Below are 22,425 nucleotides of genomic sequence, written 5' to 3' on the forward strand. Positions count from 1 at the left end.
TAGCACGGAGCAGAAGATGGTAACCGAGAAGTCCAAGTGGCCAAGTTTTGATGAAGAAGAAATCGCGGCGGTCGCGGCGACGCTGGCATCGGGAAAGGTCAACTATTGGACCGGAACCGAGGGTCGCGATTTCGAGCGCGAATTTGCCGCATGGACGAAAACGCGCCGCGCGATCGCCCTTGCCAACGGCACTCTTGCTCTCGACGTAGCGCTGAAAGCGTTGAACATCGGTCCCGGTGACGAGGTGATCGTGACCCCACGCACCTTTATCGCCTCGGTGTCGTGCGTCGTCAACGCGGGCGCCACGCCGGTCTTCGTCGATGTCGATCGCGATAGCGGCAACATGTCAGCTGCCACTATCGCACCTGCCGTTACCGACCGGACACGCGCTATCATCCCGGTTCATCTCGCCGGCTGGCCATGCGATATGGACGCGATCATGGAGATCGCCAATGCGCGCGGGATCAAGGTGATCGAGGATTGCGCCCAAGCCCACGGCGCGGCAATTAGCGGCCGTCCGGTCGGCTCGGTCGGTCACGTCGGCGCTTGGTCTTTTTGCCAGGATAAGATCATGACCACCGGCGGCGAAGGCGGCATGGTGACCACCGATGACGAGGAACTATGGACTGCCATGTGGTCATACAAGGATCATGGCAAAAGCTGGAACGCCGTTTACGAGCGCGATCATCCGCCGGGTTTTCGGTGGGTTCATGAAAGCTTCGGCACGAATTGGCGGATGCTGGAAATGCAGGCAGTCATTGGACGCATTCAGCTGCGGCGCATGACTGATTGGACTGCGCGAAGGACCGAGATCGCCCAGCGCTTCGCCGCCGTGTTGGCCGAGTTTCCCAACATTGTCCGCGTTCCGCTGCCTGCGGCGGGCGTCACACACGCCTTTTACCGACTCTATGGCTATGTCCGGCCTGAAGCTCTGCTAGCCGGTTGGTCGCGAGATCGCATTGTCGCTGAGATGAGCCACCAAGGCGTCGGCGTGATGCAGGGATCCTGTTCTGAGGTTTATCTGGAAAAGGCGTTCGACAATACGCCTTGGCGTCCAACCCAGTCACTACCCGTTGCAAAGCAGCTAGGAGAAACCAGCCTCATGTTTCTCACTCACCCCACGATGACAGACGCAGAAATAGCCGATCAGTGTAACAAAATCCGGATCACATTGCTTAAACTTGCAGCCTAGCGAGCCGTGGCCGACGCGGGCGCGACCACCCGCTGGTCAGTGGCGGACCCATTTCGCATTCATGCCATCGGTGATCTCGCCAAATGGCCGCCCCGGGCTAAGCCAGGATCGTTTCGGGACGAAACCTCAACCATCGCATTACGAGGGCGACCGTTGATCGCAACCAGCGAGTAAACAGACACCAAAGCGCCAACAACGCCCCAGAGGATCGTTGCCTGGCTGATCGTGCCGGAGAATTGTGCGGCGAAAATCTGTTGGATAACCAGCAGGGCAAGCCAGCCAAATGCCGGCACTCTCCGCAACGTCCGATAGGATGCCACGACGGTCAGGATCAGGATCGTTATCATTAACAGACCGCCAAAAAGGCCGGTTGCCATGAAGGCCTCAATTATCAGATTGTGTGGGTATCCTCCGAAAACCGGATCTTCCAGACCATATCCAGTCAGCGGAAATTTCGTAAACTGGCTCCAGGCTGATGCATAAAGGTCGATGCGACCGAGCGTGCTGACCTCATCGAACTGGGAGGAACCCAATAGCCGCTCATAAATCTGTGTGCCGGCGATATGATCGACGAGCGTTACTATGGGGACAAAAGCCACGGCGCCTGCCAGGATCAGACCGACGATCCAGTATTTGCTTCGCAAGTTAGACGCCATAACAGCGAACAGCAGGGCGATCACGAGGCTGACGAGAGGACCACGCGAATTCGCGACGAGTGCAAGGTAGACGCCCACCACCAGCGCCACCGAAAACATCAGCTTGCCCAATAATAATTTCTGATCGGGGCGTAGGAACAGCGCCCACAACGACAACAGGACAAGTTGGACGCCGAGATGACCCAGCGAGATCGGATTTAGAGCGGTCAGCGCCGCGCGCCCACCGTCATAGGCTCCGTAATCGCTCTGCACCGTTGTAGACAGGTTCGGCAGTGCCAGGAGTGCCGCGCCAAAGGCGAAGACGAAACACCAGTTGAAATAGTGGCTTGCGTCCTTCAACTGGTAGCGACCGCGGGCAAGGCCAAAGAGCGGTATGATCGAACCGCCAATCGCCCAAAGCCAATAACTGGAAGGCTCGTAGAAGAGGCTGTATGATTTCAATAAGGTATCGTTCGTCATCCGGAGGACATAGGCTAACCAAAACCCAAGGCACGCCGCCATCGTCCACCACCATATCGCGTTACGGTTGGGAGACACGGACACAATCAGCAGGACAGCGCAGAAAAGCGCGGTGACTCCGCGTATCGCGATGGAGAATGGCTGGCTCGGCATATCAATGATCTGCGACAACGCCGCAACAAGCGGGAAGCCCGCAACGACAGCCGCCAAGGCGAAAGCCTCCAGGAAGACGATCCAGCCCCTTGTCGCGGTGCCGTCGTTCATTTCGCATTATCCAGCTGGTTTATGAGAGATACGACGCGATCGGCCATTCCGCACGTGTTGTAAAGGTGATGTGCGCGACGCAAAGCCTCGTCGGACCATCGATCCAGGCTCTCTGCGTCATCGATGGCCACAACGATCTTTTCGATTAGATCAGCCTTATCGTTCCTGGCAAAAGCGACGCCGGTAGAACCCTCTTCAAAGGCCGTGATCTCGGGCATGTTTCCCCATCGATCATTGTTGACGATTGCGGGCAGTCCGTATGCCATGGCATGGATCAAGCTCAATCCTACCGCCCCTGGATAGATGAAGAGACGGCAGCCGTTTGCAACCTTTGCAATCTCTGCTTCGTCCGAAGTGCCGCCGTGCCACACGACTGCATCGGAGACTTGCAACCGCTCCGCCAGCAATTCGAGTTCGGGGCGAGCCGGCCCATCGCCCACGATCTGCAGCCTGACCCCTGTCAGGCGCGGGTCAGCTAGCGCCTTGATCAGCAAGTCTGCCTGACATTTTTCCTGGATCCGACCGATCAGCAGGATATCGCGGGGCCGATCTTCGGCGCGATAGGGCAATCTGACCTCGGCAATCGGTTCAACGTTGATGCCATTGTTAACAGCACTGAGAGGGCGACGGTCATTGTGTCCGAAGCCATCACGATACTCTTCGACCTCTTGGTCAGTATAAAAAAGGACCGCGTGGACCAGCTTCATCAGCATCATGCGAAGGTAAAAGCGATAGGATTTCGAAGTGCTGCTCCAGTAATGGCCGAACCAGATCGTTTTGACCCGGCGGAGGCGCGCCTTCAGCAAGAGTACCAGCGTCGACACAGTGCGCGGACCGCCACAGACGATCAGCGTATCCCCGCGCTGCATCGGCACGCTCATGACGCCAGGCTGCCATTCAATGACGCCGGGAATCAGCGGCTGCATCAAACCTACCGGCCGTTCCCAATGAAAAGGCTGCGTGCGCTGGGTCAGAACCCCCATGTCGGTGGGAGAATAGTAAAGCGCAAAGCGCTGCCCAAGCAGCTTTGCCAGCCGATCAAAGAAATCAACCCGGTAGGCAGGCAATGCCGGCTGGCAGAAAATGACGCGGGGGCGAGACTGAAGGTTCACTGAAATCTACAACTTATCGTATGCGCGGTGGCCGGCACCGATGCCGCCATCCACCGCGCGTATAAATTCCCTGCGCCATTCACGCAACACGGCTGGATCCGCCGTTCGAACTATCTCTTGACCAGTCAATTCCGCAATCAATGTTGCTGCGGCTTGGCGCGGGTCTTCGGAAAGCCGGACGGCATCGATCCCCAGCCGCTCCACGTAACTTCCAACGATCACGGCACCCTCGCGGATCACTGGGCGGCGGCCCCGCTGGACAGCGCGCCCGAAAATACCCGACGCCTGGTCATAGTCAGGGTGATAGCAGGCCCAGACTGCTGAGCTGGCGCGATAAAGCGCTGCCAGCTCGGAATCGCTTGTTCGGCGATCCCACACGATCGCGCCCGCCTTAGCGGCAGCATCGGCATCACCAGCGCTATCTTTCTGAACATGGCCAGCGATCACGACACACAACTTTTCTGTCAGCGTCGGGTCCGCAGCGATGATCGCTGCCAGGTGGCCGAACCCCTTACCCGCATTCACGGTACCGAGGAACGTCAGGACCGGCCGCCCGTGGGCTTCGGCTAACACCCTAGCGGCCAAGGCCTCGTCGATGGCGTCGTCATCGTCGACCACATCCCAAAGTTGAGGGTCATGAACCGCATCGGTTGCGACGCCTCTCAACTGGGGCACCGCCTCGAACGGCAGGAGTGACAGCGTCGACACAAGGGGAACCCGACGAAGTGAACGAAACAGCTGGCGCTTGATCCACCCGCGAGGGCCGCTGAAAAAACAGCTCTGCGGCCGCATAAAGATTCCTGCGGTGCGCCGCCCACGCATCGTTCGCGCTAGCGCAACTATCACGAAACCGCGGACATCGTCGTCGAGCGTTGCGAACATGAGTTGCTCAGCACGAACGAGACGCCTGAAATTTACTGCACCGACGCCCCCAATCGACGCATCGAGCCCGAACCAGCGGTGGAACAGGTCGATGAACGAACGATGATGCCCGCCGATATGATTGAGATGCAAAAGATGCTCGCGCGCAGGGGGCGAGGCAGGCTCTATCATTATACTCTCCGGAGCTTCGACTATCTACCCGACTGATGGCAGTTCACGTGTGCGACCAATGATTGAAGAAATTTGCGATCTGAACGGCTCCGCCCCACATCGTTCCGCAAGCAGCGACGATGATCAGCGCGAGGATAATCACGACCGGGAGTTCCCGAGCGAATTGCGCCCGCACTCCAAATGACCAGGCATTTCCCGCAGCGGTAACCACCGCGCCGGCGATCAGTCCCGCAGCAACGCCGATCACTACGCCCTCGCTTCCAAACGCCGGCATGAGAAGCATCGCGCTGGCGACAATAACAATGCCGATCGTCGCGTGCGACAACATGTTCCAACGCAACATGCCCTGCCCCTGGGCCGCAAGATAAAGAGCTAAGGAAAATATGTTGATACTCCATCCCAAGGCAAGCAGAGCGTTGAATCGGAGGACCTCAACCGATACCTCACGCAAGATGACGAGACACATAAACGGCGCTGCAGACAATGAGATCAACGTCACGGTGAGCGCGGCGACATTCGTGTAGCGTTGAGCTCGATGCAGCAGGCTGGCAAAGTAGGAATCGCTGGGAGTTTCAGCCATAGCAAAGGCAGGGATTAAAGGCGTGGTGCTGCTGATGACGAGATTGCGCGCCTGCATTGCAAGCCGCGCCGCAAGTTCGTAGAGGCCAACTGCGGCGGTACCACCCGAAAGGTTGATGCAATATTTGGTCAGGGGTTCAAGCGCCAAGCTAAGGGCGCCGATCACGTTTAGTCGCAGAGCATAGCCAGTGGTGCGCCGGAAGATCGTCGGCCGCCATCTCGTCGGCAACCAGCCCAGGCGGTCGACGCGTCGCCTCAAGAAAAGCCATCCGCCTACTATCACGATGGCTTGCTGCACCGTTTGAGCTAGCGCGAAACCCGGCAATCCCCAGCGCGGGATCGCTATTGCTGCAATCGCCAAACCGATTACAGCAGCTATCGATGCCAAGACGGAACGAATATCGGCGCGCATATGCCCATCGATCGCTGACGAAACGCCAACAGCCAGCGGGGTCATCAGCATCAGCGCAGCTATCCAGGGAAACAGGCGCCATGCGTCCGCCCATTGCGAGGGGCTTATCATGTGCGCCAGCAGCGCGGGCGCAGCAAGCAGCAGAAGAGCAACAAACGCGCCGTTGACCGCTATGCTCGTTAACAGCACGGTATGAATTACCGTTGCGCGCTCATGTTCCGCAAAATCCAGGCCGTGCCGCGCCACAGATCGGGCCAGCGCGGACGCCCCGCTGACGTCGAAGCTGCTCGCGACGCCACCGAACAGCATGAGCAGCGACCAGAGCCCCAGGCTTTCAATCCCTTCGCGCTCGACCAACATGCGGTAGGACAAAAAAATACATATGATGGCTACGACGCTCTGTCCCAGCGAGAACAAACCGTTGCGCCCCAGCCCGCCGGCGCGAACTCGCTCGACGATTTTGCCGAACCTAGCAATCATTGCGACAAGCCTTTTGATGTCGGGCTAGGAAATACGATCGGGATGGAACAACACCACATCGATCTGCTCGAGCTTGTGACTATCGCTATCACGATAAGCCGGCGCGATGTCGAATACTACAAAGCCAGCATCGAGGAGGGGCGCAAGCACATCAAACGCAAGCGGCTGCCGATCGTACAGTTCGCTGAGCGAAAGCTCGATCATCAGTCCCGCGACATGATCGAGCGTAGTCTGCGCGCCAGCCAGTACAAGCCCCTCACCCCCTTGAACATCGATCTTGAGGAAAGATCGCTGCCCCTCCATCGAATAACCCCCGAACACGTCGTCAAGACGGCGCGTCGATACATCGACGATGGCGCGCGGTCGAATGCCTGGGATTGTATTCTGCGCCTTGCTCGACGCGGCAAGAAGCGAGCTGGTTGCGTCACTGTCATTAACATGGAAAGCAACCATTCCTTCGCGATCGCTCAGTGCGATCGCCGGCGCCACCTGCCAGCGCTCCCCTACCCGCGCGGCCGCAGCGGTTAACTCGCGGTGGGCATGTGGCATGGCCTCGAACGACACGATTCGCCCCCGATACCCATTGGCCAGGAGTTGGGTGGCAAACTGCCCTCGATTGGCGCCAATATCTAGCACCAGACGGACATCATAGGTCGCTAGGAAATTCGCTAGACGCAGATCGTCGCGCGCGGAGGGCCCGTTACGCCGTATTTCGAGGCCAATGCTACGTCCCGCAATCTGTATGGCTGCCGGGATGTTTCCCGCTCTCAAAGCTCGCCAAGCGTTCATCATGTCGAGGTCTTCGTCCGCTGTGCGAGCAATGCAACATCTGCCGACGGAAGCGCTACAATCATCGAATAATGGTCCGGCTGAAGCGCGTTCACTGGGATGATATCGTATTGGATGCCGTCAAGCACCTTACGTAAGGCGCCGAAAACCTGACTTACAGTACCGTGCCCGACGTTCCGTTTTGAAAGCACGCAAAGCACATAGCCCGCCTGTTGTAATAATTCGGCGGCTTCACTGCGCCCATTAACGAAAGCACCAACGTTCTGCTCGAAAACGACAATCGGCTGACTCCGCTGCAACATCTCAAAAGCGCCCCGAAGTACTGACGCCTCGAACCCCTCGACGTCGATCTTGATCAGGGCGACGTCTCCCAAGCCGGAAGCAAGATCATCGAGCCGCTCGACGGTCACGTCGCAACGATCGCTCGGGGTGGCGTCCTCGGCAGCGACAAGCGTCGCTTCGCCGACATTTAGCGGGTCAAATTTGAGCGGCAGAACGCCGCGCATGTCTCCGAGCGCAAGATTATGTACGAAGATGTTCAATGCCAATTGAGCATTCACCGAAAGGACACCAAAAGTTCGGGGGTTGGGCTCAAAACTGTGAACCGCAGCGAAGCGGTTCGCGAAGAATAGACTATGGTTTCCGATATTGGCGCCGATGTCGAGCGCCGTAGACGACGAAAAGCGCTCACGGAACGGAGCGAGGAAGTCATCAAGCACCGCCAGATCGTCGCGCTCGAACCGCCCGTTCAAAGCAATATCGCGCCCGATGAAGTCGAATGCGAAGACGGCGACAGGCGAATACCCCGTCTGCACATGGTGCCGCGCCCGCGCTGCAAGATACCGTCCCACCACATAGTTGCCGATGCGCTGAAACAGGTCAAATCGTTGGGACGATGTATGCAGGGGCTTGCCGACCGGCGCCATGAGCGTCAAGCGGCGCGCTTGTTGTGACCGAGCCTAGCCTGTTCTGAAATCCACCGGTAGGTGACTTCCATTCCAGTCCGCAACGGCTGGTTAGGCGCCCAGCCGAGCCTTTCCTTTATGAGTCGGTTGTCCGAGTTGCGGCCGCGTACGCCGAGCGGTCCTGGAATATTGTTGATCCCGATATTCTTGTCCGCGATGTCAATCACCATCCGGGCGAGCCCGTTGATGCTGATCATTTCGTCTGAACCGATATTCACAGGCCCCTCGAAATCCGAACGCAACAACCGAACTGTCCCCTCGACGCACTCATCGACATACAGGAATGAGCGAGTCTGTAGCCCGTCACCCCACACGTCGATTGCACCGCCATCGAGCGCGGCGGCGACCTTGCGGCACATCGCGGCAGGAGCCTTTTCCTTGCCTCCGTCCCAAGTGCCCTCAGGGCCGAAGATATTGTGATAGCGCGCGATACGACACTGCATGCCGTGATTGCGGTTGTACGCCAGATACAATCGTTCGGAAAACAGCTTCTCCCAGCCATATTCACTGTCGGGATTGGCGGGATAGGCGCTATCTTCGGCGCAGTTGGGATTATCCGGGTCGAGCTGGTTGTGCTCGGGATACATGCACGCCGAAGACGAATAAAAGACGCGCTTGATGTTGCGCTTGTGACAGATGTCGAGCACGTTCAAGTTAATCGTCGCCGAATTGTGCATGATGTCAGCGTCGTTCTCACCGGTGAAGATATAGCCCGCCCCGCCCATGTCAGCGGCCAGCTGATAGACCTCATCGAAACGGCGATCGATTACCGAGCGCACGAAGGATTGATCGCGAAGATCACCGATAGCGAAATCATCGGCTTCCGTTTCGCTATACTCGTTCATCTTCAAATCGACGCCACGTACCCAATGGCCTTCACGCTTGAGACGCTTGACAAGATGCCCGCCAATAAAGCCTCCAGCACCGCACACTAGCACAGTCTTCGTCGTCATCGAGTTATCCTATTGATTGAACGTCCATGGCGCCGAATTGATCGTGACGCCATAATAAGGGCAGGCGCGCCCTTTATTGGGAGACCGGGAAAGAGGCAACCATTATCATTGCATTTCACGCGATGCCTCCGGATTTATCAAAATTTATCAGTCTGTTCGTTCAAATCACCTACTCGAAGACTATGTGCCGAAACACCCCGTCCCGGTCGCTAATCAAACAGATTTCCGATCCTATGAAACGTTCATGCGCCGATTGAACATCGCAGAGCGACTCTCCGGCTTGCCGCATAGCGTATCTTAGGGCATTGCGCCGACGATGATACACCGTCTTAAGACCATAGCTCGCCGTATAATGCGGCCACCACTGCATAAACCTGACATCAAACTTGCCTATGAAGTATTGGGCACGAGCTACGGCGGCTGGCCGTTGCTGACGAATGAGACGCCGTCAACGCCGTTGATATATTCGTTCGGTGTCGGTGAGGATGTGTCTTTCGACCTGAAAGCGATCGAGAAAATTGGTGCAATTGTCCATGCATTTGATCCAACCCCGAGGTCCTGCCGGTGGATCGCGCGCCAGTTGTTGCCGCCATCATTTCACTTTCATCCGGTTGGACTGGCTTCAGAAGACGGCGAAGCCGAATTCTTTGCTCCCGAAGTCGATGCGTATGTTTCCTTTTCGGCTCAACCTGCTCCTAAATCGGCTCCAGAGCTTGCCATCCGCGCTCCGGTGCAGCGCCTATCGACCATCATTGAAAATCTCGGGAACGGCCTGCCCGATGTGTTGAAGATGGACATTGAGGGCTTTGAGTACGAAGTTCTCGACGATTTGATCGCGGGCACCCTGCGCCCCGCGCAACTGCTTGTCGAGTTCCATCATCGGATGTACGACATTCCAAATGAGCGAACAATCGAACAGATTGAACGCTTACGTGGTGCTGGTTATCTGATATTCTATATTTCTGAAAGCGGCCACGAATATGGACTGGTGCATCAGTCAGCCGTACTGACTTAATCGCCGTCTTCGGTCCGTTGATGCCGGGGGAACAGGACCACGACCATACAGCACTGGCCATACGACGAGCGTTGTCGGCGCAGATTCTTGAGTCGGGAATGCTATCGGGCTTATTACGGTTCAGGCACGGGAAGATAGGGTCACCGGCGACCTCTCGTATGACAGCTACAGGCTCTGCTTTGCACGATGCAATCCGCCAGTGCAAAACACGCAGCGGGTGTCGCAGTTTTATGATCTGAAAGGAAGTTCGTACGTGAAGGTTGTTTTGCTCTGTGGTGGAAAAGGCACGCGTCTCGGTGAGCTGACAGGTCGCAGGCTTCCCAAGCCGTTAGTCGAAATCAACGGTCGCCCTATCCTTTGGCACATTATGAAGTCCTACGCCCGCCAGGGTTACAACGATTTTGTTATTTGCGCGGGCCATCTGTCGGAGATGATCAAACAATATTTTCTTCATTCCAAGCTCTATGGCGGGGACATGCGAGTCAATACGGGGACCGGCGAAGTCGAGTATCTGGGCGGTGACGACGATAACTGGACGGTGACTATTGCAGACACCGGTGCAGAGACGCAAACCGCGGGCAGAATCGCACGTGTCGCGGGCTATCTTGAACCTGAAGGCCCATTTTTCCTGACATATGGCGACGGCCTCTCGGATATCGATCTCGGGCAACTACTCGCCTTTCATCACAGCCATGGCAAGCTGGCGACCATCTCCGGCATTGCCCCGCCGGGCCGTTTCGGTGAGCTAGATCTCGACGGCGCCCGCGTCGCCGAACTGAAGGAAAAGCCAGAATCAACCGACCGGTACATCAACGGTGGCTTCATGGTGCTCGATCGACAGTTTGTGCGGCGATATTGCGAGGTTCCCGATGCCGACAACATCATGCTCGAACGTGCGCCACTCGAACGTGCTGCGGTCGATGGCGAATTGATGATGTTCGCGCATCACGGCTTTTGGCAGTGCATGGACACCGCGCGCGATTGGGAATTGCTCGAAAAATTGGCCAGCGCGCCGCAGGTGCCATGGCAGTGACACCCCATTTTCTCAAGGCTTTTCGCGGCAAGCGGGTCTTGGTCACCGGCCATACTGGCTTCAAAGGCAGCTGGCTGAGCCTCTGGCTGGAAAAGCTCGGTGCCGAGGTCTCAGGTTATTCTCTGATGCCGCCGACCGTTCCAGCGATGTTCGACCTCTGCCAGGTCTCAGATGGGATCAACCACCGGGTCGGTGACATACGCGACGCCGCGGGCATGACGGCATTCATGCGTGAAATACGCCCCGACATAGTGTTTCATCTTGCCGCGCAACCGATCGTTCGCCAATCTTATGAAGATCCGATCGAGACCGTGACGACGAACATTGTCGGCACCGCAAATGTGCTCGAAGCGGTGCGCGCGCTCGGCGCGCCTTGCGCCGTCGTCGTGGTAACTTCGGACAAATGCTACGAGAATCGCGACTGGATCTGGGGGTATCGCGAAGACGACCCGATGGGCGGCCACGATCCCTACAGCATGAGTAAGGGCGCTACGGAGTTAGTCGTCTCATCGTGGCGGCGAAGTTTCTTCGGAGAGTGCAGCGGCGTGAAACTTGCCTCGGCGCGCGCAGGCAACGTCCTTGGCGGTGGCGACTGGGCGAAAGACCGCATCATCCCTGACTGCATCCGCGCCTTCTCGCGAGGCGAAAAAGTCGAGTTGCGCAACCCCGGCGCCACGCGACCTTGGCAGCATGTTCTCGAGCCCCTCGGTGGCTATTTGCTTCTCGCCGCACGTCTGTTGTCAAAGGACGCCGGCCAGTATTGCACCGGCTGGAATTTCGGACCGAGCGCTGACGATGTGCAACCGGTCGGCACAATCGTAAGGATGCTCGCGAGCGAATGGGGCGACGGCGCCGACTCAACAATATCAGGTGGTCCACATCCCAAGGAAGCGGCGCTGCTGGCACTCAACTGCGACAGGGCGATCGGATTGCTCCACTGGAAGCCCTGCTGGCATCTGGACGACCTTGTCCGGCACACCGTCGATTGGTACCGGCGATGGCTGCGCGCGCCCGCCGATCTTCGCCAGATCACGCTCGATCAGATCTCGATCTTCGAAGGCGATATGACTGCTCGCGGTATCGGCACAGCGTGACCGGATGACATGAAAATACTACTGATCATCGACGGCATGCACCCGCGCGACGGCGGCCCGCCTGCGGTTGTCGCGGGATCGGCAACCGCGCTCCGCCGGCACGGCCGCGATGTTACAGTGCTGACGACATTGCTCCCTAACGATGAGGACGACGTCCGGCTGACCTGGGGGGGGATGATCAACCATGGCGTCGCGCTGAAATTCTGCGCGCCTGTTACGCTAAAGCATCTGCTCGGTCTCGCGGCTATCGATCCCACGATGCAGGAGGAGGTTGCCGCCGCCGACGTCGTGCACATCCACGGTTTTTGGACTCCCGCGCTGCTTGCAGCTGCCAAAATGGCACGGCGCGCGGGAAAGCCATATTTCTTATCAACCCATGGTCTGCTCGACCGGCGCGCAATGACTTCGGTGCGCACCAAGTGGATCAAGAAGCGTCTGGCAATATCATTGCTCGGCTTTCGGCCCGTTTTCCGCGACGCCAGCGGCGTGATTTTCGGCAGCGAAACCGAGGACAACGAAAGCTGGAATCCGGTAGCAGGGATGCGCAAGCATTATATTCCCAATGGTGTCGAAGCGAGCGTTGGGCGCAAGCAAGTAACCGCCAATGCGCGCGACCGACTACACGCGGTTGCACCGCAGTTTGACAATTGCAACCGATGGCTCCTCTTCTACAGTCGCATCCACCCGGAAAAGGGGTTGGATATGCTGGTCCGCGCCTTTAACGCAGTTTGCCTGGACTTCCCCGGCTACGGCTTGCTGATCGCTGGCATTATGAAAGACAAGGAATATGGTACATACGTCAAGGAGTTGGTCCTGCAGTGTCCCGCGCCCGATCGGATCGTCTTCACCACCAGCCTAACCGGACCCGAAAGCCATTTCCTCTACTCGCTTTGCGACATTTTTGTCCTGCCATCTCACGCCGAAGGCTTTTCGGTCGCGCTGACTGAGGCGCTCGCGCATGCGCTACCTTCGCTGATCACCCGCTACTGCCACCTGCCGCTTGTGGAAAGTGAGGGCGCAGGCGTGGTGGTCGATCCGACCGACAAGTCGATTGAGGCGGGGCTCAGGGCCCTGCTCAGCCTCTCGGACGATGCGTTGGCCGAGATGGGTGCAAATGCCCGCGCGCTGTTCGACAAGCGGTTCACATGGGACCGCGTCGCGGAGCAATTATGCGTCGCTTATGCGGCGGCCGTGGCCGAAACCCTTCATGACCAGCGCTGACGTAAACCTCATCACCGGGGCGGCTGGGTTCGTTGGGCGCCGTCTTGTCGAGGCGCTGCGCGCTCAGGGCCAGGAAGTCTACGCCTGGACCCGTAACGATGGCGATTTGCGCGACAGCGAAGTGGTCCGAGCGGCACTTGGCCAGATCCGGCCGACGTGCGTCTATCACCTCGCGTCCACGCCTCCCGGCTCAGGCGATGAAAACTGGTACCGCATTGCCGACGAGCAGCAGATGGTCGCGAATCTCGCCTATGCGCTGCCCGACCAAGGTCGACTGATCTATGCCGGCAGCATGGCCGAATATGGCCAATCGGGCACCCTGTTCGAGTATCAGCAATGCACCCCTGATACCTGCTATGGATGTGCAAAATTCAGTGCCTCGACACTTGCACTCTCGCTGCGCATGCTCCACGGGTTCGACATCCGCGTGGCACGGCTTTTTGGGGTTTACGGTCCCGGCGAAGCGTCGGCCCGGCTGCTCCCAACGTTGATTGCGAAACTCGGGCGCGGCGAGGCCGTTGCACTCAGCGACGGCGCGCAGTTGCGGGACTTCATCCATATTGACGACGTTTGCTCGCTCCTCGCACGTTATGCGGCCGAGCCAATGCAAAGCGCGCCCGCGGTTAGTAATATCGGAACGGGCGAAGGCATCAGTGTTCGCCAGGTCTGCGAGCGCGTTGCCGAAGTCATGGGCGCCGATTCGGCACTGCTGCGGTTCGGCGCCATTCCGCGACGGTCCGTTGACAAAGACCGCTTGGTTGCGAACGTTGACCAGATGAAGCTCTTTGCACCCGTCCCGCCGCAACGTTGGCTTGACCACGATCTGTCCGAGGCGGTGGTGCGCTCTATGGCCATTTGACCCGAGTTTTGGAAAAATCTGTCCCACGCCCTTTGACCGGAGGTGATTATTGGCTAGTCGCAGCGGGGCAAGCGAACCGTGCAATTGCAAGATTCAGGAAAGTTTGAGCTCAATGATCAGCGAACGAGCGCCGGCCTATCAGATTTGCAGGCGCTGCATTATGGACACATCGGATCCCAACATCACTTTCGATGACTCGGGGGTTTGCGAATATTGCCGTAATTTCGATGAACAAATCCAACCCAGCTGGGACACTGGCAAAAAGGGCGCTGCCGAGTTGGATCGGCTTGCTGCGGAAATCCGCAAAGCGGGCGCCGGAAAAGAATTCGACTGCATCATCGGTTTGAGCGGCGGGCTCGACAGTTCCTATGCTACCTATATCGCCAAGGAGCGCATGGGCCTGCGGCCGCTGCTCGTCCATGTGGATGCGGGATGGAACACCGATCAGGCAGTCGGGAACATCGAGAAGCTGGTCGACGGTCTTGGGCTTCAACTCTTCACCGAAGTCATCAATTGGCAGGAAATGAAGGATCTGCAGACTGCATTCCTTCGGTCCCAGATTGCGGATCAGGATATTCCGCAAGATGTTGCCTTCTTTTCCGGGCTTTACAAGTTTGCCCGTAAGCATCGCATCAAATATGTTCTGACGGGCGCGAATTATTCGACAGAATGCTGCCGCGAACCCGAGGAATGGGGTGCCTATCCCGGCATCGACAAGCGGCTGATCAATGCAATTCATCACCGCTTTGGCAAACGGGAGCTCAAGACCTTTCCAATCGTCGACATATTGGTTTACAAAATTTGGTATCAGCAAGTTATGGGTATGAAAATTGTCCGCCCGCTCAATCTGGTACCCTACATCAAGGCGGAAGCCGAGGCCGAATTGGCCAAACTATTTGGATGGCAGCGCTTCCAGCACAAGCATCATGAATCACGGTTCACGCGTTTTTATGAAGACTATTGGATGCCCCGAAAATTCGGGTTCGAAAAGCGCCGCGCTCATTTCTCCAGTCTGATTATGACTGGTCAGCTGAGCCGCGACGCCGCGCTTGATCGGATCTCGCGACCCGAAATGGATAGCCATTTCATCACGCAGGAATTTGAATTCGTGGCAAACAAGCTCGATATGACCGTCGACGAATTGCAGACGATATTTGAGGGCGAAAACAAGACATTCCACGACTATCCCAATAAACGGTGGGCGATCGGAATCGGCGCGCGCATTATGCGCGCCCTCGGCATGGAAAAGCGACTGTTCAGATGATCAGGATCATCGACTACGGCCTCGGCAACGTTCAGGCGTTTCTGAATACGTACAAGCGGCTCGGCATTCCGGCAGGACGCGCTGAGAACCCCGCCGCGCTCGATGGCGCAAGCCATGTGATCCTCCCCGGAGTTGGCGCCTTCGATCACGCGATGGAACTTTTCGATCGATCCGGCTTTCGTGGGCCGATGGAACGATTGATCGCCACTACCGACCTGCGCGTCCTTGGGGTTTGCGTCGGGATGCAAATGCTGGCGGAAGGAAGCACCGAGGGCCAGCGTCCGGGGCTGGGGTGGGTCCCCGGTATGGTACGCAAGATTGATACGCTTGAATCGGCAAAACGCCTGCCGATGCCCCACATGGGCTGGAACGATGTCGAAGCCCAAGGCGATGGCCGACTTTTTGGGGGCCTCGACGATCTACGCTTTTATTTTCTTCACTCCTATTTTTTCGAGTGCCGCAACAAGAACCAGATTCTCGCGACCACGGAGTATGGCCAACGCTTCAGCTGCGCAGTCGCGAACGACAAGGTCTACGGCGTGCAGTTCCACCCTGAAAAAAGCCATCATTGGGGCCAAGCCCTGTTGTGCAATTTCGCAACGATCTGACAATGTTGCGACCCCGGATCATCCCAACCCTGCTCGTCCATGACGGCGGCCTCGTCAAAACCATCGGTTTCAAAGATCCCAAGTATGTTGGGGATCCGATCAATGCCGTCAAAATCTTCAACGAAAAGGAAGCCGACGAACTGGTCGTTCTCGACATTGATGCGACGGCCAAAGGCAAAGCGCCAGACTATCGCATGATTGCGAACCTCGCCGCCGAATGCCGGATGCCACTTTGCTACGGCGGCGGCATCGGCACCGTTGAGCAGGCGGAGAAGATCATCAGCCTCGGCGTCGAAAAGGTTGCGTTGAGCGCCGCGGCGATCGAGCGCCCGGGCCTACTCACCGAAATCGCCGAGCGCGTCGGTCGGCAAAGCGTAGTCGCGATCATCGATGTCCGGCATCGCTCCGGCGGGCTGTTTCGCAAAGACAGCTATGAGGTGACAACTCTGAACGCATCGCGTAGTCACGACATCGCGCCGCTCGATCTCGCGGAAACCCTCGCGCACGCGGGCGCGGGCGAAATCGTGGTGAATTCGGTAGACCGTGACGGAACAATGACGGGCTACGACCTCAAGCTGGCTGCCGCCATGCGCGAGCGCATCGACATTCCAATCACCATTCTAGGCGGCGCCGGCTCGCTCGACGACATGTCGGCGCTTTTGGAAACGTGCGGCACCGTCGGAGCGTCGGCAGGTAGCCTTTTTGTTTTTAAAGGGGCGCTGCGCGCTGTGCTGATCAATTATCCGGTTAGGGAAGTGAAAGACGCAATCTATGCGGCGGCCCTGCGTCAGCCCTGACGGATATTCGGGCCGGTCGACCCGTTCGACTACGTCGCCTTGAGCATCGTCAGGTCTTCGACGATCAGGCTCGCCGGATTGGTGCCGATACCTCCTGCTATACGCATATCGATACGCACGACATTGCAATTGGCGGGCAACGGCATAGCCAAGACCTTGCCCTGCACGACCGACCGGTCGAGCAGGTTGATCGAGGTCTGCCGTGCACCCTTGGCTTTACCCGCAACACAAGTTGCGATCCAATTCGCGCTGCTTTGAAGATTTGTCGATCTGTCTCGCACGCGCCAACGAAATTGCGTCGCTGACGCGGGTTTTACCAGTTTGGAGGCGGCTATCCCGATAGTTCCAGAAGCGCCGTAAAACTCCATGCCTGTACTCTTCGAATTAAGGCTGACAAACGTTGCGCCATAGGCATCGTTGGCAAACGACCAGACAAAAGGTGGATAACCGACAGCAACTTTGCCATTGACCATGCCGTTTATGTTGCTGAGGACTTCCTTGTTCCCTTTCGGAAGTTTGGGGTAGACCTGCAATGCGACATCGACTGCGCCTTCATTGACCATCTTGATCATGAGGGCTGCGTAGGTTTGCTCCAAACCCTCAATGTCGGGCGCTTTGGCCCGGCGCTCAAGCAGCAGCCGACCGACAGGCTCTGCCTTCGGAAGATTATTCGTCGCCGTAGTCAGCAAGGGTGAGAACCAAGGGTTATTCGCGTGAGCATAAGGCAGCAAGTAGCGTCGACCCTCGGGAGCCACGACAATCGCAGCAAGCCGCGGAAGAATTTCTCCCATGGCCGCGGGTTCCGAACGCATGATTAGATCATAGTGTGCAAGGCCAACGCCAATGGACCGACGACGAAATGCTTCGTCGGCCAACCACAACTGGACCGCAGCATCACGGCGCGTGATCTTTTGCGCGCGCGACATTGCGCGCATCGCGGCCTCCGTCTTCCCTTGCGCTTCATAACCTTTGCCGATCGTCCACAGCGAACGAGCCGATAAGGGAGCGTAGGTCAAGCCGGCGCGACCTGAGAGGATTAATCGCTGGGCATCAACCTTCTTGCGCTTTGCGAACAGGTCGACAACCAAAGCCCGCTGGGAAGTACGCCAGGCAAAGAAACTACCGCCCAAGGGACGGAATGTCTCCAGTGACAAACCGGTCGCCGCTGCTGACTGCGAGAACGCCAGCACCGACAACAACAGCCCTGCGAACAATGCTACGAAGGTCTTTGGAGTAAAGAAAAGGCGTGTGGAGGTGACGCCGCTTCCTCGGTCGGCGATCCGCATCAGCTCTGCGTCCCCTCGTCGTCTTTTTCGCGACCGTAGCCGTAACCGTAGCCGTAGCCGTAGCCGTAGCCCGTCTGTTTTGCGCTATACTTGGTCAACAGAACGCCGAGAACATGCGCCCGCGAATCGCGCAGGCGTTGAATTGCCGATTGCGATGCACGGACGGCTGTCCGGTCGGCTTCGATCACATAAATCACGCCCTCAACGACTGTCCCAATCAGCGGTGCGTCGGAAAGACCAAGCATTGGCGGGCTGTCGAGGATGACGTGATCGAAGCGACTTGCCAGATGCTTGACGAACAGCGCCAGGCGCTCGCCGCTGAGGAGTTCCGACGCGCTCGGGGGCGTCGGTCCGGCAGCAACGAAATACACATTCGGCGCACCCGTTTCCTGTATCAGAGCCTGCCAGTCATCATCTCCCGCAAGAAAATTCGATACGCCGCGATTGCTCTCTAAACCCAGGCGCGATGCAAGAATCGGGCGACGCATATCGACATCAACGAGCACGACCGACCCCGAGGTGCGTCCGAGCACGCGCGCCAGCGAGTAGGCCGACGTCGACTTGCCTTCCGAAGGGGACGTGCTGGTGAGCGCAATGGTTTTTGGAACACCGTGATCGGTCGAGAAGCTTAGGTTGGTCCGAACCGTCATATAGGCTTCGGAAAGGATGGATTTTGGATCGTCCATATTCTCGAGTGCGTCTGTGTCCACAACGGGGATCGCGCCGAGAAGCGGGACGTTGAGCTTCGTCGCAACCTGGCTCGGCTCACGCAGACTTTCATCGAGGTTTTCGAGGACGAAGATTGTGACCGCAGCCAAGCCTGACCCCGCCAGTAGCGCCAGAATGAGATTCAGCAGCAGCTTCGGCGACGAGGGGCTCTCGGGCGTCGGTGCAGGATCGACTATCGAGATATTGTTCGTGCCAACACCTGCTACGCCGATTTCCTTGTATCGCTGCAGCAAGGAATCATAGAGTTGGCGATTGGTGTCTACTTCACGCTGATAAATATTGTACTGAATGCTTGAACGACTTTCAGAGTCCAATTCATTCAGAAGCTCGCTAACCTTAGCGCGCAATTCCTTCTCGCGCTCCGACGCAGATTCAAAATCCGCCAGATAAGAGTCGCGAACACGTTTTTCTTCGGACGATATCGAACGGTCGAGCGCCGAGATTTGTTCGCGTAAGGCCTGTGCTTCCGGATACTGGGGCTCAAAATGAACGAGCAGGTCCTGATACTTCGCATTGGCCTCCGCGCGGCGTTGCCGCAAATTGTTCAGGGACTGATTCTGCATTCCAAGTTGTGTGCTGCCCGGTGATCGGGCCGAGCGCAAACGCGCCTCCGCCTGCGTGCGCTCGGCGGTCGCCTCGATGAGTACCCGATTGAGTTGGTCGAGATTGCTCGACGCCAATGTCTGGGTGGTTTGGGTTCGCCCTTCGTTGCTTTGCGTTTCTGACAGCCGCACGATCCCCTGGCGAGCGGCATAGTTCACAAGATCGCGTTCGGACTGTTCTAGCCTCTCACGAAGCCCCTGCAGCCGCGATTCCAGATACACGCGAGCATCGGCAGTCGAGGCGAACCGGCGGTCCATGCTTTGCTGCGCGAATTCATTCACCCAAGTCTCCGCAACGAGTTGCGAGATCGCGGGTGATGCGCTGGTATAGCTCACGTCCACGAGTGCGGAACCGCGCACCGGAGAAATGGAGAGATGATCGATCAGGAGGCCAACCGCCTGTCTTTGCCGACCACGCATGTCGGCAACCGACAAAGTCCCGCCATCACTCTTGCCCGACAAAAACCCCTCGCCTTCTGGGGTAACGCCGTGCGCGTCGAAAAATGCCTGGTTGGTGGCCAGCCGCAATCGACGCTCAACCCGTTCGGCCAGCGAACGAGCGTTGAGGAGCGAATATTGTGTCTGATAGAATTCCAGATTGGGCGTTGCATCCTCGCGTTGCAGGCCCTCAACATTGGTCACATTTGCCTGCTCGCGAGCAATCTCGATCCGCGATGTCGCCGAATATTGCGGCGTCATCAACATCGTTAATATCGCTCCGATGACAACGGAAACCAAAACGATCGCTACCGCCATCCAGAGGTGGCGCTTCAGAGCGTTCCAATATTCGAGCAGCGCAGGTGCCGCCCGGGATCTGGCACCGGCGGCGAATTCATCGCTGGCCATCTGAGCAGGGGATTCCATGTGGGACATCAAAATAAAACTCGCAAACCTGGAGCGGGGGTCAATTGTTGCTGTCGAGAACGGTGACCAGCGGCGAAATCAGCAACGGTACGACGGTTATGAATTGCTGGAGCAGACGACGAGACGGTGAATCCCCGATTACCACCACATCATTGGGGTAAAGGATTGGGTCGGCATAAGCGCCGCGCCTTATGGCCCCGAGATCGTAAAGGGCAATCATTTGCCGACCATTGACCGTTCGGTGGATCACGACTTCGCGCAGCTTTGCGAATTCGCTTGCGCCTTTGGCAGCGGCGACAGCCCGCATCAAGGTCATGTCTGCGACCATCGGATAATTCCCCGGTTGCTCGACTTCTCCGTCGATGGTTACGAAGCGACTGACCGATTCCTGCAGATTGACCGATACACGAGGGTTTCGAACATAGCCCGTGCGCAACTGCTGCGTTAGCCGCTCCGAAGCTTCAGCAATGGTCAGATCGTTCAGATTGACTGCCCCGGCGATGGGCAAAACGATCGCGCCACTACCGTCAGCCGTCACGCGACGATCGGCGAACTGGTCAATACCCAAGACATCAATGATCAGCTTGTCGTAAGGTCCAATACGATAGCTATAGCGTTGTTCGGTACCCAACTGCCCTTCCGGCCCAGGCAACTCGCTGGCTTCCACGCGGGTAATGGTCGCTCCGCCCAGTCCGCCCGCGGTGAGCCCTTTCGCGCAACCGGTGAGGGACATCAGCACGACTGCAGCCGCCCCTACGAAAGCAGCTTTGGCAGCATGCTTGAAATCGACCTGCGACATAAACCTCTTCATTTTTGAGCGGTCCTATAGGCGTTAGAGCACCACCCGGCGGCGATCACCGCGAGGAGCATGAGTGACGGAGCGCGCAGCGGATAGTCGGCGGCGCTATTGAGTGCAAGCATGGCAATAATCGCCATCCCTGCCCTTCCCAATATTTGAGACTGAAAACCGGGACTGTCGTGCGCCAATTTCCGAAGTTTGATCTGCGACTGCAGGGCAAAAAAGCCGAGCGCCAGTGCCCATAGCACCAATATGACCCCCGGGATTCCTGCGGTCAGTAGCAGTTCAATGAAATCGTTGTGCGCATGATTGAAATAGGAGGATGCGATCAACTTGTCCGGTTCGAACATCTGATAGGTCTCGACAAAAGTCCCCAAGCCGCTGCCGACAGGGAAAAACTCTTGCGTTGCCTGCATCACGATCGGGAAAGCAGTCACGCGCAACTCGTCGGTGGGATCAGTCTCGAGCAGTCGCTGAACCGCCGGCGTTCGCATGGCCACGATCGCGGCACAAACGAGAAGCAACGACACAAGACCGATGCTAATCATCCGTGTCCTTTGTTCCGTTCCCCGTTCGGCCGACCTCACGTTGGTGATTGGCGGACGATAGACCCACCAGCTCGTGGCAATGCCCACCGCCGCAAGTACGATGCCGGCACGAGAGCCCGTCATCAGGATAAGAAGAAGTAGCATCATTCCGGCTACAACCGCGACAGCGCGCTGGAAAGACAGCTGCTCGGGCTTACCCTTAAAAAGAGAGAGATAGGCGGCGATCAGCGGGAACATGGCGGCAAGAAACATAGCCTGGTGATTGCGATTGGCGAAAAGCCCGACGCTGAAACCATTGTTGGTAATGCGATAGAAATAAAGCGGGCCCTGCGCCGGCCCGACCGCCTGAAGCATCCCCAATATTCCGCTCGCGAAGCCCAATCCGATCAGAAGCAGCAAAATGCGGCGCTGCCACTGCAAGTCGATCGAAAGAACCATGATCAAAAGCGCAAAGGGTGCGGCGAGCGAGAACAGCGCATTCCATGTTCGCGCTTGGGCGATGGAAATCGGCTGCCACGGAAGTGCCATGCCTGCGTCGCGATAGATGGCGGCAATCAACTCGCGGCCGGGCAGCGAGGACCATATCGCAGGCGGCAAGGGAATGAGATGCAACGCGGGCAAGAGAACTACCGCGAAGGCGAACCACAACAGGTGCCGCCCGTTCTGCAACGCGTCGTGCCAACAGAATGTGATCGCCAGCGTCAGGAATATCATCGAAAAGGGCCGCCATAGAAGCAGCGAGAGCAAGTCGTCGCGACCACCACCTGCGATCAAAAAACCGATCGCCAGCAA

20 protein-coding genes are annotated in these 22,425 nt (G+C 57.7%); 9 read left to right on the forward strand and 11 right to left on the reverse strand.

What is annotated here, in order from left to right:
* Positions 1 to 16 precede the first annotated feature (16 nt).
* The gene (locus B4F07_RS14900; RefSeq protein WP_293700623.1) at positions 17 to 1,192 is read left to right on the forward strand and encodes a DegT/DnrJ/EryC1/StrS family aminotransferase; all 1,176 of its coding nucleotides are present in this window, start codon (positions 17 to 19) and stop codon (positions 1,190 to 1,192) included.
* 59 nt (positions 1,193 to 1,251) lie between these two features.
* Here B4F07_RS14900 and B4F07_RS14905 read toward each other — a convergent pair whose 3' ends face one another.
* Genes B4F07_RS14905 through B4F07_RS14935 form a run of 7 tightly spaced genes read right to left on the reverse strand, consistent with a single transcriptional unit; the run spans position 1,252 to position 8,914 of the window.
* Positions 1,252 to 2,571, reverse strand: a complete 1,320-nt coding sequence (locus B4F07_RS14905) for an O-antigen ligase family protein (RefSeq protein ID WP_293700625.1) — start codon at positions 2,569 to 2,571, stop codon at positions 1,252 to 1,254.
* Positions 2,568 to 3,683, reverse strand: coding sequence for a glycosyltransferase (locus tag B4F07_RS14910; protein WP_293700626.1), 1,116 nt, complete (start codon positions 3,681 to 3,683; stop codon positions 2,568 to 2,570). Before B4F07_RS14910 ends, B4F07_RS14905 begins: the two co-directional genes overlap by 4 nt.
* Before the next feature lie 6 nt (positions 3,684 to 3,689).
* On the reverse strand, positions 3,690 to 4,736 hold the full coding sequence (locus tag B4F07_RS14915) for a hypothetical protein (protein WP_293700627.1): 1,047 nt from the start codon (positions 4,734 to 4,736) through the stop codon (positions 3,690 to 3,692).
* 43 nt (positions 4,737 to 4,779) lie between these two features.
* A complete protein-coding gene (locus tag B4F07_RS14920) occupies positions 4,780 to 6,207 on the reverse strand; it encodes a lipopolysaccharide biosynthesis protein (RefSeq protein ID WP_293700628.1) in 1,428 nt (475 codons plus the stop codon).
* A 24-nt stretch (positions 6,208 to 6,231) separates the two neighbouring features.
* Positions 6,232 to 6,999: an FkbM family methyltransferase gene (locus tag B4F07_RS14925; protein WP_293700629.1), complete on the reverse strand. Its 768-nt coding sequence runs from the start codon at positions 6,997 to 6,999 to the stop codon at positions 6,232 to 6,234.
* Complete coding sequence (locus B4F07_RS14930; protein ID WP_293700949.1) at positions 6,996 to 7,922, reverse strand: FkbM family methyltransferase; 927 nt, start codon at positions 7,920 to 7,922, stop codon at positions 6,996 to 6,998. Before B4F07_RS14930 ends, B4F07_RS14925 begins: the two co-directional genes overlap by 4 nt.
* Positions 7,923 to 7,927: 5 nt before the next feature.
* A complete protein-coding gene (locus B4F07_RS14935; protein WP_293700630.1) occupies positions 7,928 to 8,914 on the reverse strand; it encodes an NAD-dependent epimerase/dehydratase family protein in 987 nt (328 codons plus the stop codon).
* Positions 8,915 to 9,266: 352 nt separating this feature from the next.
* Between B4F07_RS14935 and B4F07_RS14940 the strand changes: the two genes are divergently transcribed.
* The 8 genes from B4F07_RS14940 (at position 9,267) to B4F07_RS14975 (ending at position 16,805) form a co-directional block, all read left to right on the forward strand.
* On the forward strand, positions 9,267 to 9,929 hold the full coding sequence (locus tag B4F07_RS14940; RefSeq protein WP_293704868.1) for an FkbM family methyltransferase: 663 nt from the start codon (positions 9,267 to 9,269) through the stop codon (positions 9,927 to 9,929).
* A 217-nt stretch (positions 9,930 to 10,146) separates the two neighbouring features.
* Positions 10,147 to 10,962, forward strand: coding sequence for a glucose-1-phosphate cytidylyltransferase (locus tag B4F07_RS14945; RefSeq protein ID WP_293704869.1), 816 nt, complete (start codon positions 10,147 to 10,149; stop codon positions 10,960 to 10,962).
* Complete coding sequence (rfbG, locus tag B4F07_RS14950) at positions 10,953 to 12,056, forward strand: CDP-glucose 4,6-dehydratase (protein ID WP_293700635.1); 1,104 nt, start codon at positions 10,953 to 10,955, stop codon at positions 12,054 to 12,056. The genes B4F07_RS14945 and rfbG overlap by 10 nt, the downstream gene beginning before the upstream one ends.
* A 36-nt stretch (positions 12,057 to 12,092) precedes the next feature.
* A complete protein-coding gene (locus B4F07_RS14955; protein ID WP_293700950.1) occupies positions 12,093 to 13,277 on the forward strand; it encodes a glycosyltransferase in 1,185 nt (394 codons plus the stop codon).
* A complete protein-coding gene (locus B4F07_RS14960; protein WP_293700636.1) occupies positions 13,264 to 14,136 on the forward strand; it encodes an NAD-dependent epimerase/dehydratase family protein in 873 nt (290 codons plus the stop codon). Before B4F07_RS14955 ends, B4F07_RS14960 begins: the two co-directional genes overlap by 14 nt.
* 112 nt (positions 14,137 to 14,248) lie before the next feature.
* Positions 14,249 to 15,400: an N-acetyl sugar amidotransferase gene (locus B4F07_RS14965; protein ID WP_293700637.1), complete on the forward strand. Its 1,152-nt coding sequence runs from the start codon at positions 14,249 to 14,251 to the stop codon at positions 15,398 to 15,400.
* Positions 15,397 to 16,008 (forward strand): imidazole glycerol phosphate synthase subunit HisH, encoded by a 612-nt coding sequence (hisH, locus tag B4F07_RS14970; RefSeq protein ID WP_293700638.1) that lies wholly within the window; start codon positions 15,397 to 15,399, stop codon positions 16,006 to 16,008. Before B4F07_RS14965 ends, hisH begins: the two co-directional genes overlap by 4 nt.
* Positions 15,987 to 16,805: an AglZ/HisF2 family acetamidino modification protein gene (locus B4F07_RS14975; RefSeq protein WP_293700639.1), complete on the forward strand. Its 819-nt coding sequence runs from the start codon at positions 15,987 to 15,989 to the stop codon at positions 16,803 to 16,805. Before hisH ends, B4F07_RS14975 begins: the two co-directional genes overlap by 22 nt.
* A gap of 29 nt (positions 16,806 to 16,834) precedes the next feature.
* Here B4F07_RS14975 and B4F07_RS14980 read toward each other — a convergent pair whose 3' ends face one another.
* From B4F07_RS14980 to B4F07_RS14995, 4 genes are read right to left on the reverse strand one after another with little or no spacing between them, the layout of a single operon-like run.
* Positions 16,835 to 18,091: a hypothetical protein gene (locus B4F07_RS14980; RefSeq protein ID WP_293700641.1), complete on the reverse strand. Its 1,257-nt coding sequence runs from the start codon at positions 18,089 to 18,091 to the stop codon at positions 16,835 to 16,837.
* Positions 18,091 to 20,268, reverse strand: coding sequence for a GumC family protein (locus tag B4F07_RS14985; protein WP_293700642.1), 2,178 nt, complete (start codon positions 20,266 to 20,268; stop codon positions 18,091 to 18,093). The genes B4F07_RS14980 and B4F07_RS14985 overlap by 1 nt, the downstream gene beginning before the upstream one ends.
* Positions 20,269 to 20,326: 58 nt before the next feature.
* A complete protein-coding gene (locus B4F07_RS14990; RefSeq protein WP_293700644.1) occupies positions 20,327 to 21,085 on the reverse strand; it encodes a polysaccharide biosynthesis/export family protein in 759 nt (252 codons plus the stop codon).
* An 8-nt stretch (positions 21,086 to 21,093) separates the two neighbouring features.
* Positions 21,094 to 22,425 carry an O-antigen ligase family protein gene (locus tag B4F07_RS14995; protein WP_293704871.1) on the reverse strand — a complete coding sequence of 444 codons (1,332 nt, stop codon included), beginning with the start codon at positions 22,423 to 22,425 and terminating at the stop codon, positions 21,094 to 21,096.

Source organism: Sphingopyxis sp. UBA6723, from assembly GCF_002454115.1.
In the GTDB taxonomy this organism is placed as follows: domain Bacteria; phylum Pseudomonadota; class Alphaproteobacteria; order Sphingomonadales; family Sphingomonadaceae; genus Sphingopyxis.

What these genes read in the sequence shown, in the direction of transcription:
- B4F07_RS14980 (WP_293700641.1), bottom strand. Translation starts at nt 18,091, where the DNA reads ATGCGGATCGCCGACCGAGGAAGCGGCGTCACCTCCACACGCCTTTTC.
- B4F07_RS14965 (WP_293700637.1), top strand. Translation starts at nt 14,249, where the DNA reads ATGATCAGCGAACGAGCGCCGGCCTATCAGATTTGCAGGCGCTGCATT.
- B4F07_RS14900 (WP_293700623.1), top strand. Translation starts at nt 17, where the DNA reads ATGGTAACCGAGAAGTCCAAGTGGCCAAGTTTTGATGAAGAAGAAATC.
- B4F07_RS14955 (WP_293700950.1), top strand. Translation starts at nt 12,093, where the DNA reads ATGCACCCGCGCGACGGCGGCCCGCCTGCGGTTGTCGCGGGATCGGCA.
- rfbG (WP_293700635.1), top strand. Translation starts at nt 10,953, where the DNA reads ATGGCAGTGACACCCCATTTTCTCAAGGCTTTTCGCGGCAAGCGGGTC.
- B4F07_RS14940 (WP_293704868.1), top strand. Translation starts at nt 9,267, where the DNA reads ATGCGGCCACCACTGCATAAACCTGACATCAAACTTGCCTATGAAGTA.
- B4F07_RS14985 (WP_293700642.1), bottom strand. Translation starts at nt 20,268, where the DNA reads ATGGCCAGCGATGAATTCGCCGCCGGTGCCAGATCCCGGGCGGCACCT.
- B4F07_RS14905 (WP_293700625.1), bottom strand. Translation starts at nt 2,571, where the DNA reads ATGAACGACGGCACCGCGACAAGGGGCTGGATCGTCTTCCTGGAGGCT.
- B4F07_RS14915 (WP_293700627.1), bottom strand. Translation starts at nt 4,736, where the DNA reads ATGATAGAGCCTGCCTCGCCCCCTGCGCGCGAGCATCTTTTGCATCTC.
- B4F07_RS14960 (WP_293700636.1), top strand. Translation starts at nt 13,264, where the DNA reads ATGACCAGCGCTGACGTAAACCTCATCACCGGGGCGGCTGGGTTCGTT.
- hisH (WP_293700638.1), top strand. Translation starts at nt 15,397, where the DNA reads ATGATCAGGATCATCGACTACGGCCTCGGCAACGTTCAGGCGTTTCTG.
- B4F07_RS14920 (WP_293700628.1), bottom strand. Translation starts at nt 6,207, where the DNA reads ATGATTGCTAGGTTCGGCAAAATCGTCGAGCGAGTTCGCGCCGGCGGG.
- B4F07_RS14935 (WP_293700630.1), bottom strand. Translation starts at nt 8,914, where the DNA reads ATGACGACGAAGACTGTGCTAGTGTGCGGTGCTGGAGGCTTTATTGGC.
- B4F07_RS14990 (WP_293700644.1), bottom strand. Translation starts at nt 21,085, where the DNA reads ATGTCGCAGGTCGATTTCAAGCATGCTGCCAAAGCTGCTTTCGTAGGG.
- B4F07_RS14925 (WP_293700629.1), bottom strand. Translation starts at nt 6,999, where the DNA reads ATGATGAACGCTTGGCGAGCTTTGAGAGCGGGAAACATCCCGGCAGCC.
- B4F07_RS14930 (WP_293700949.1), bottom strand. Translation starts at nt 7,922, where the DNA reads ATGGCGCCGGTCGGCAAGCCCCTGCATACATCGTCCCAACGATTTGAC.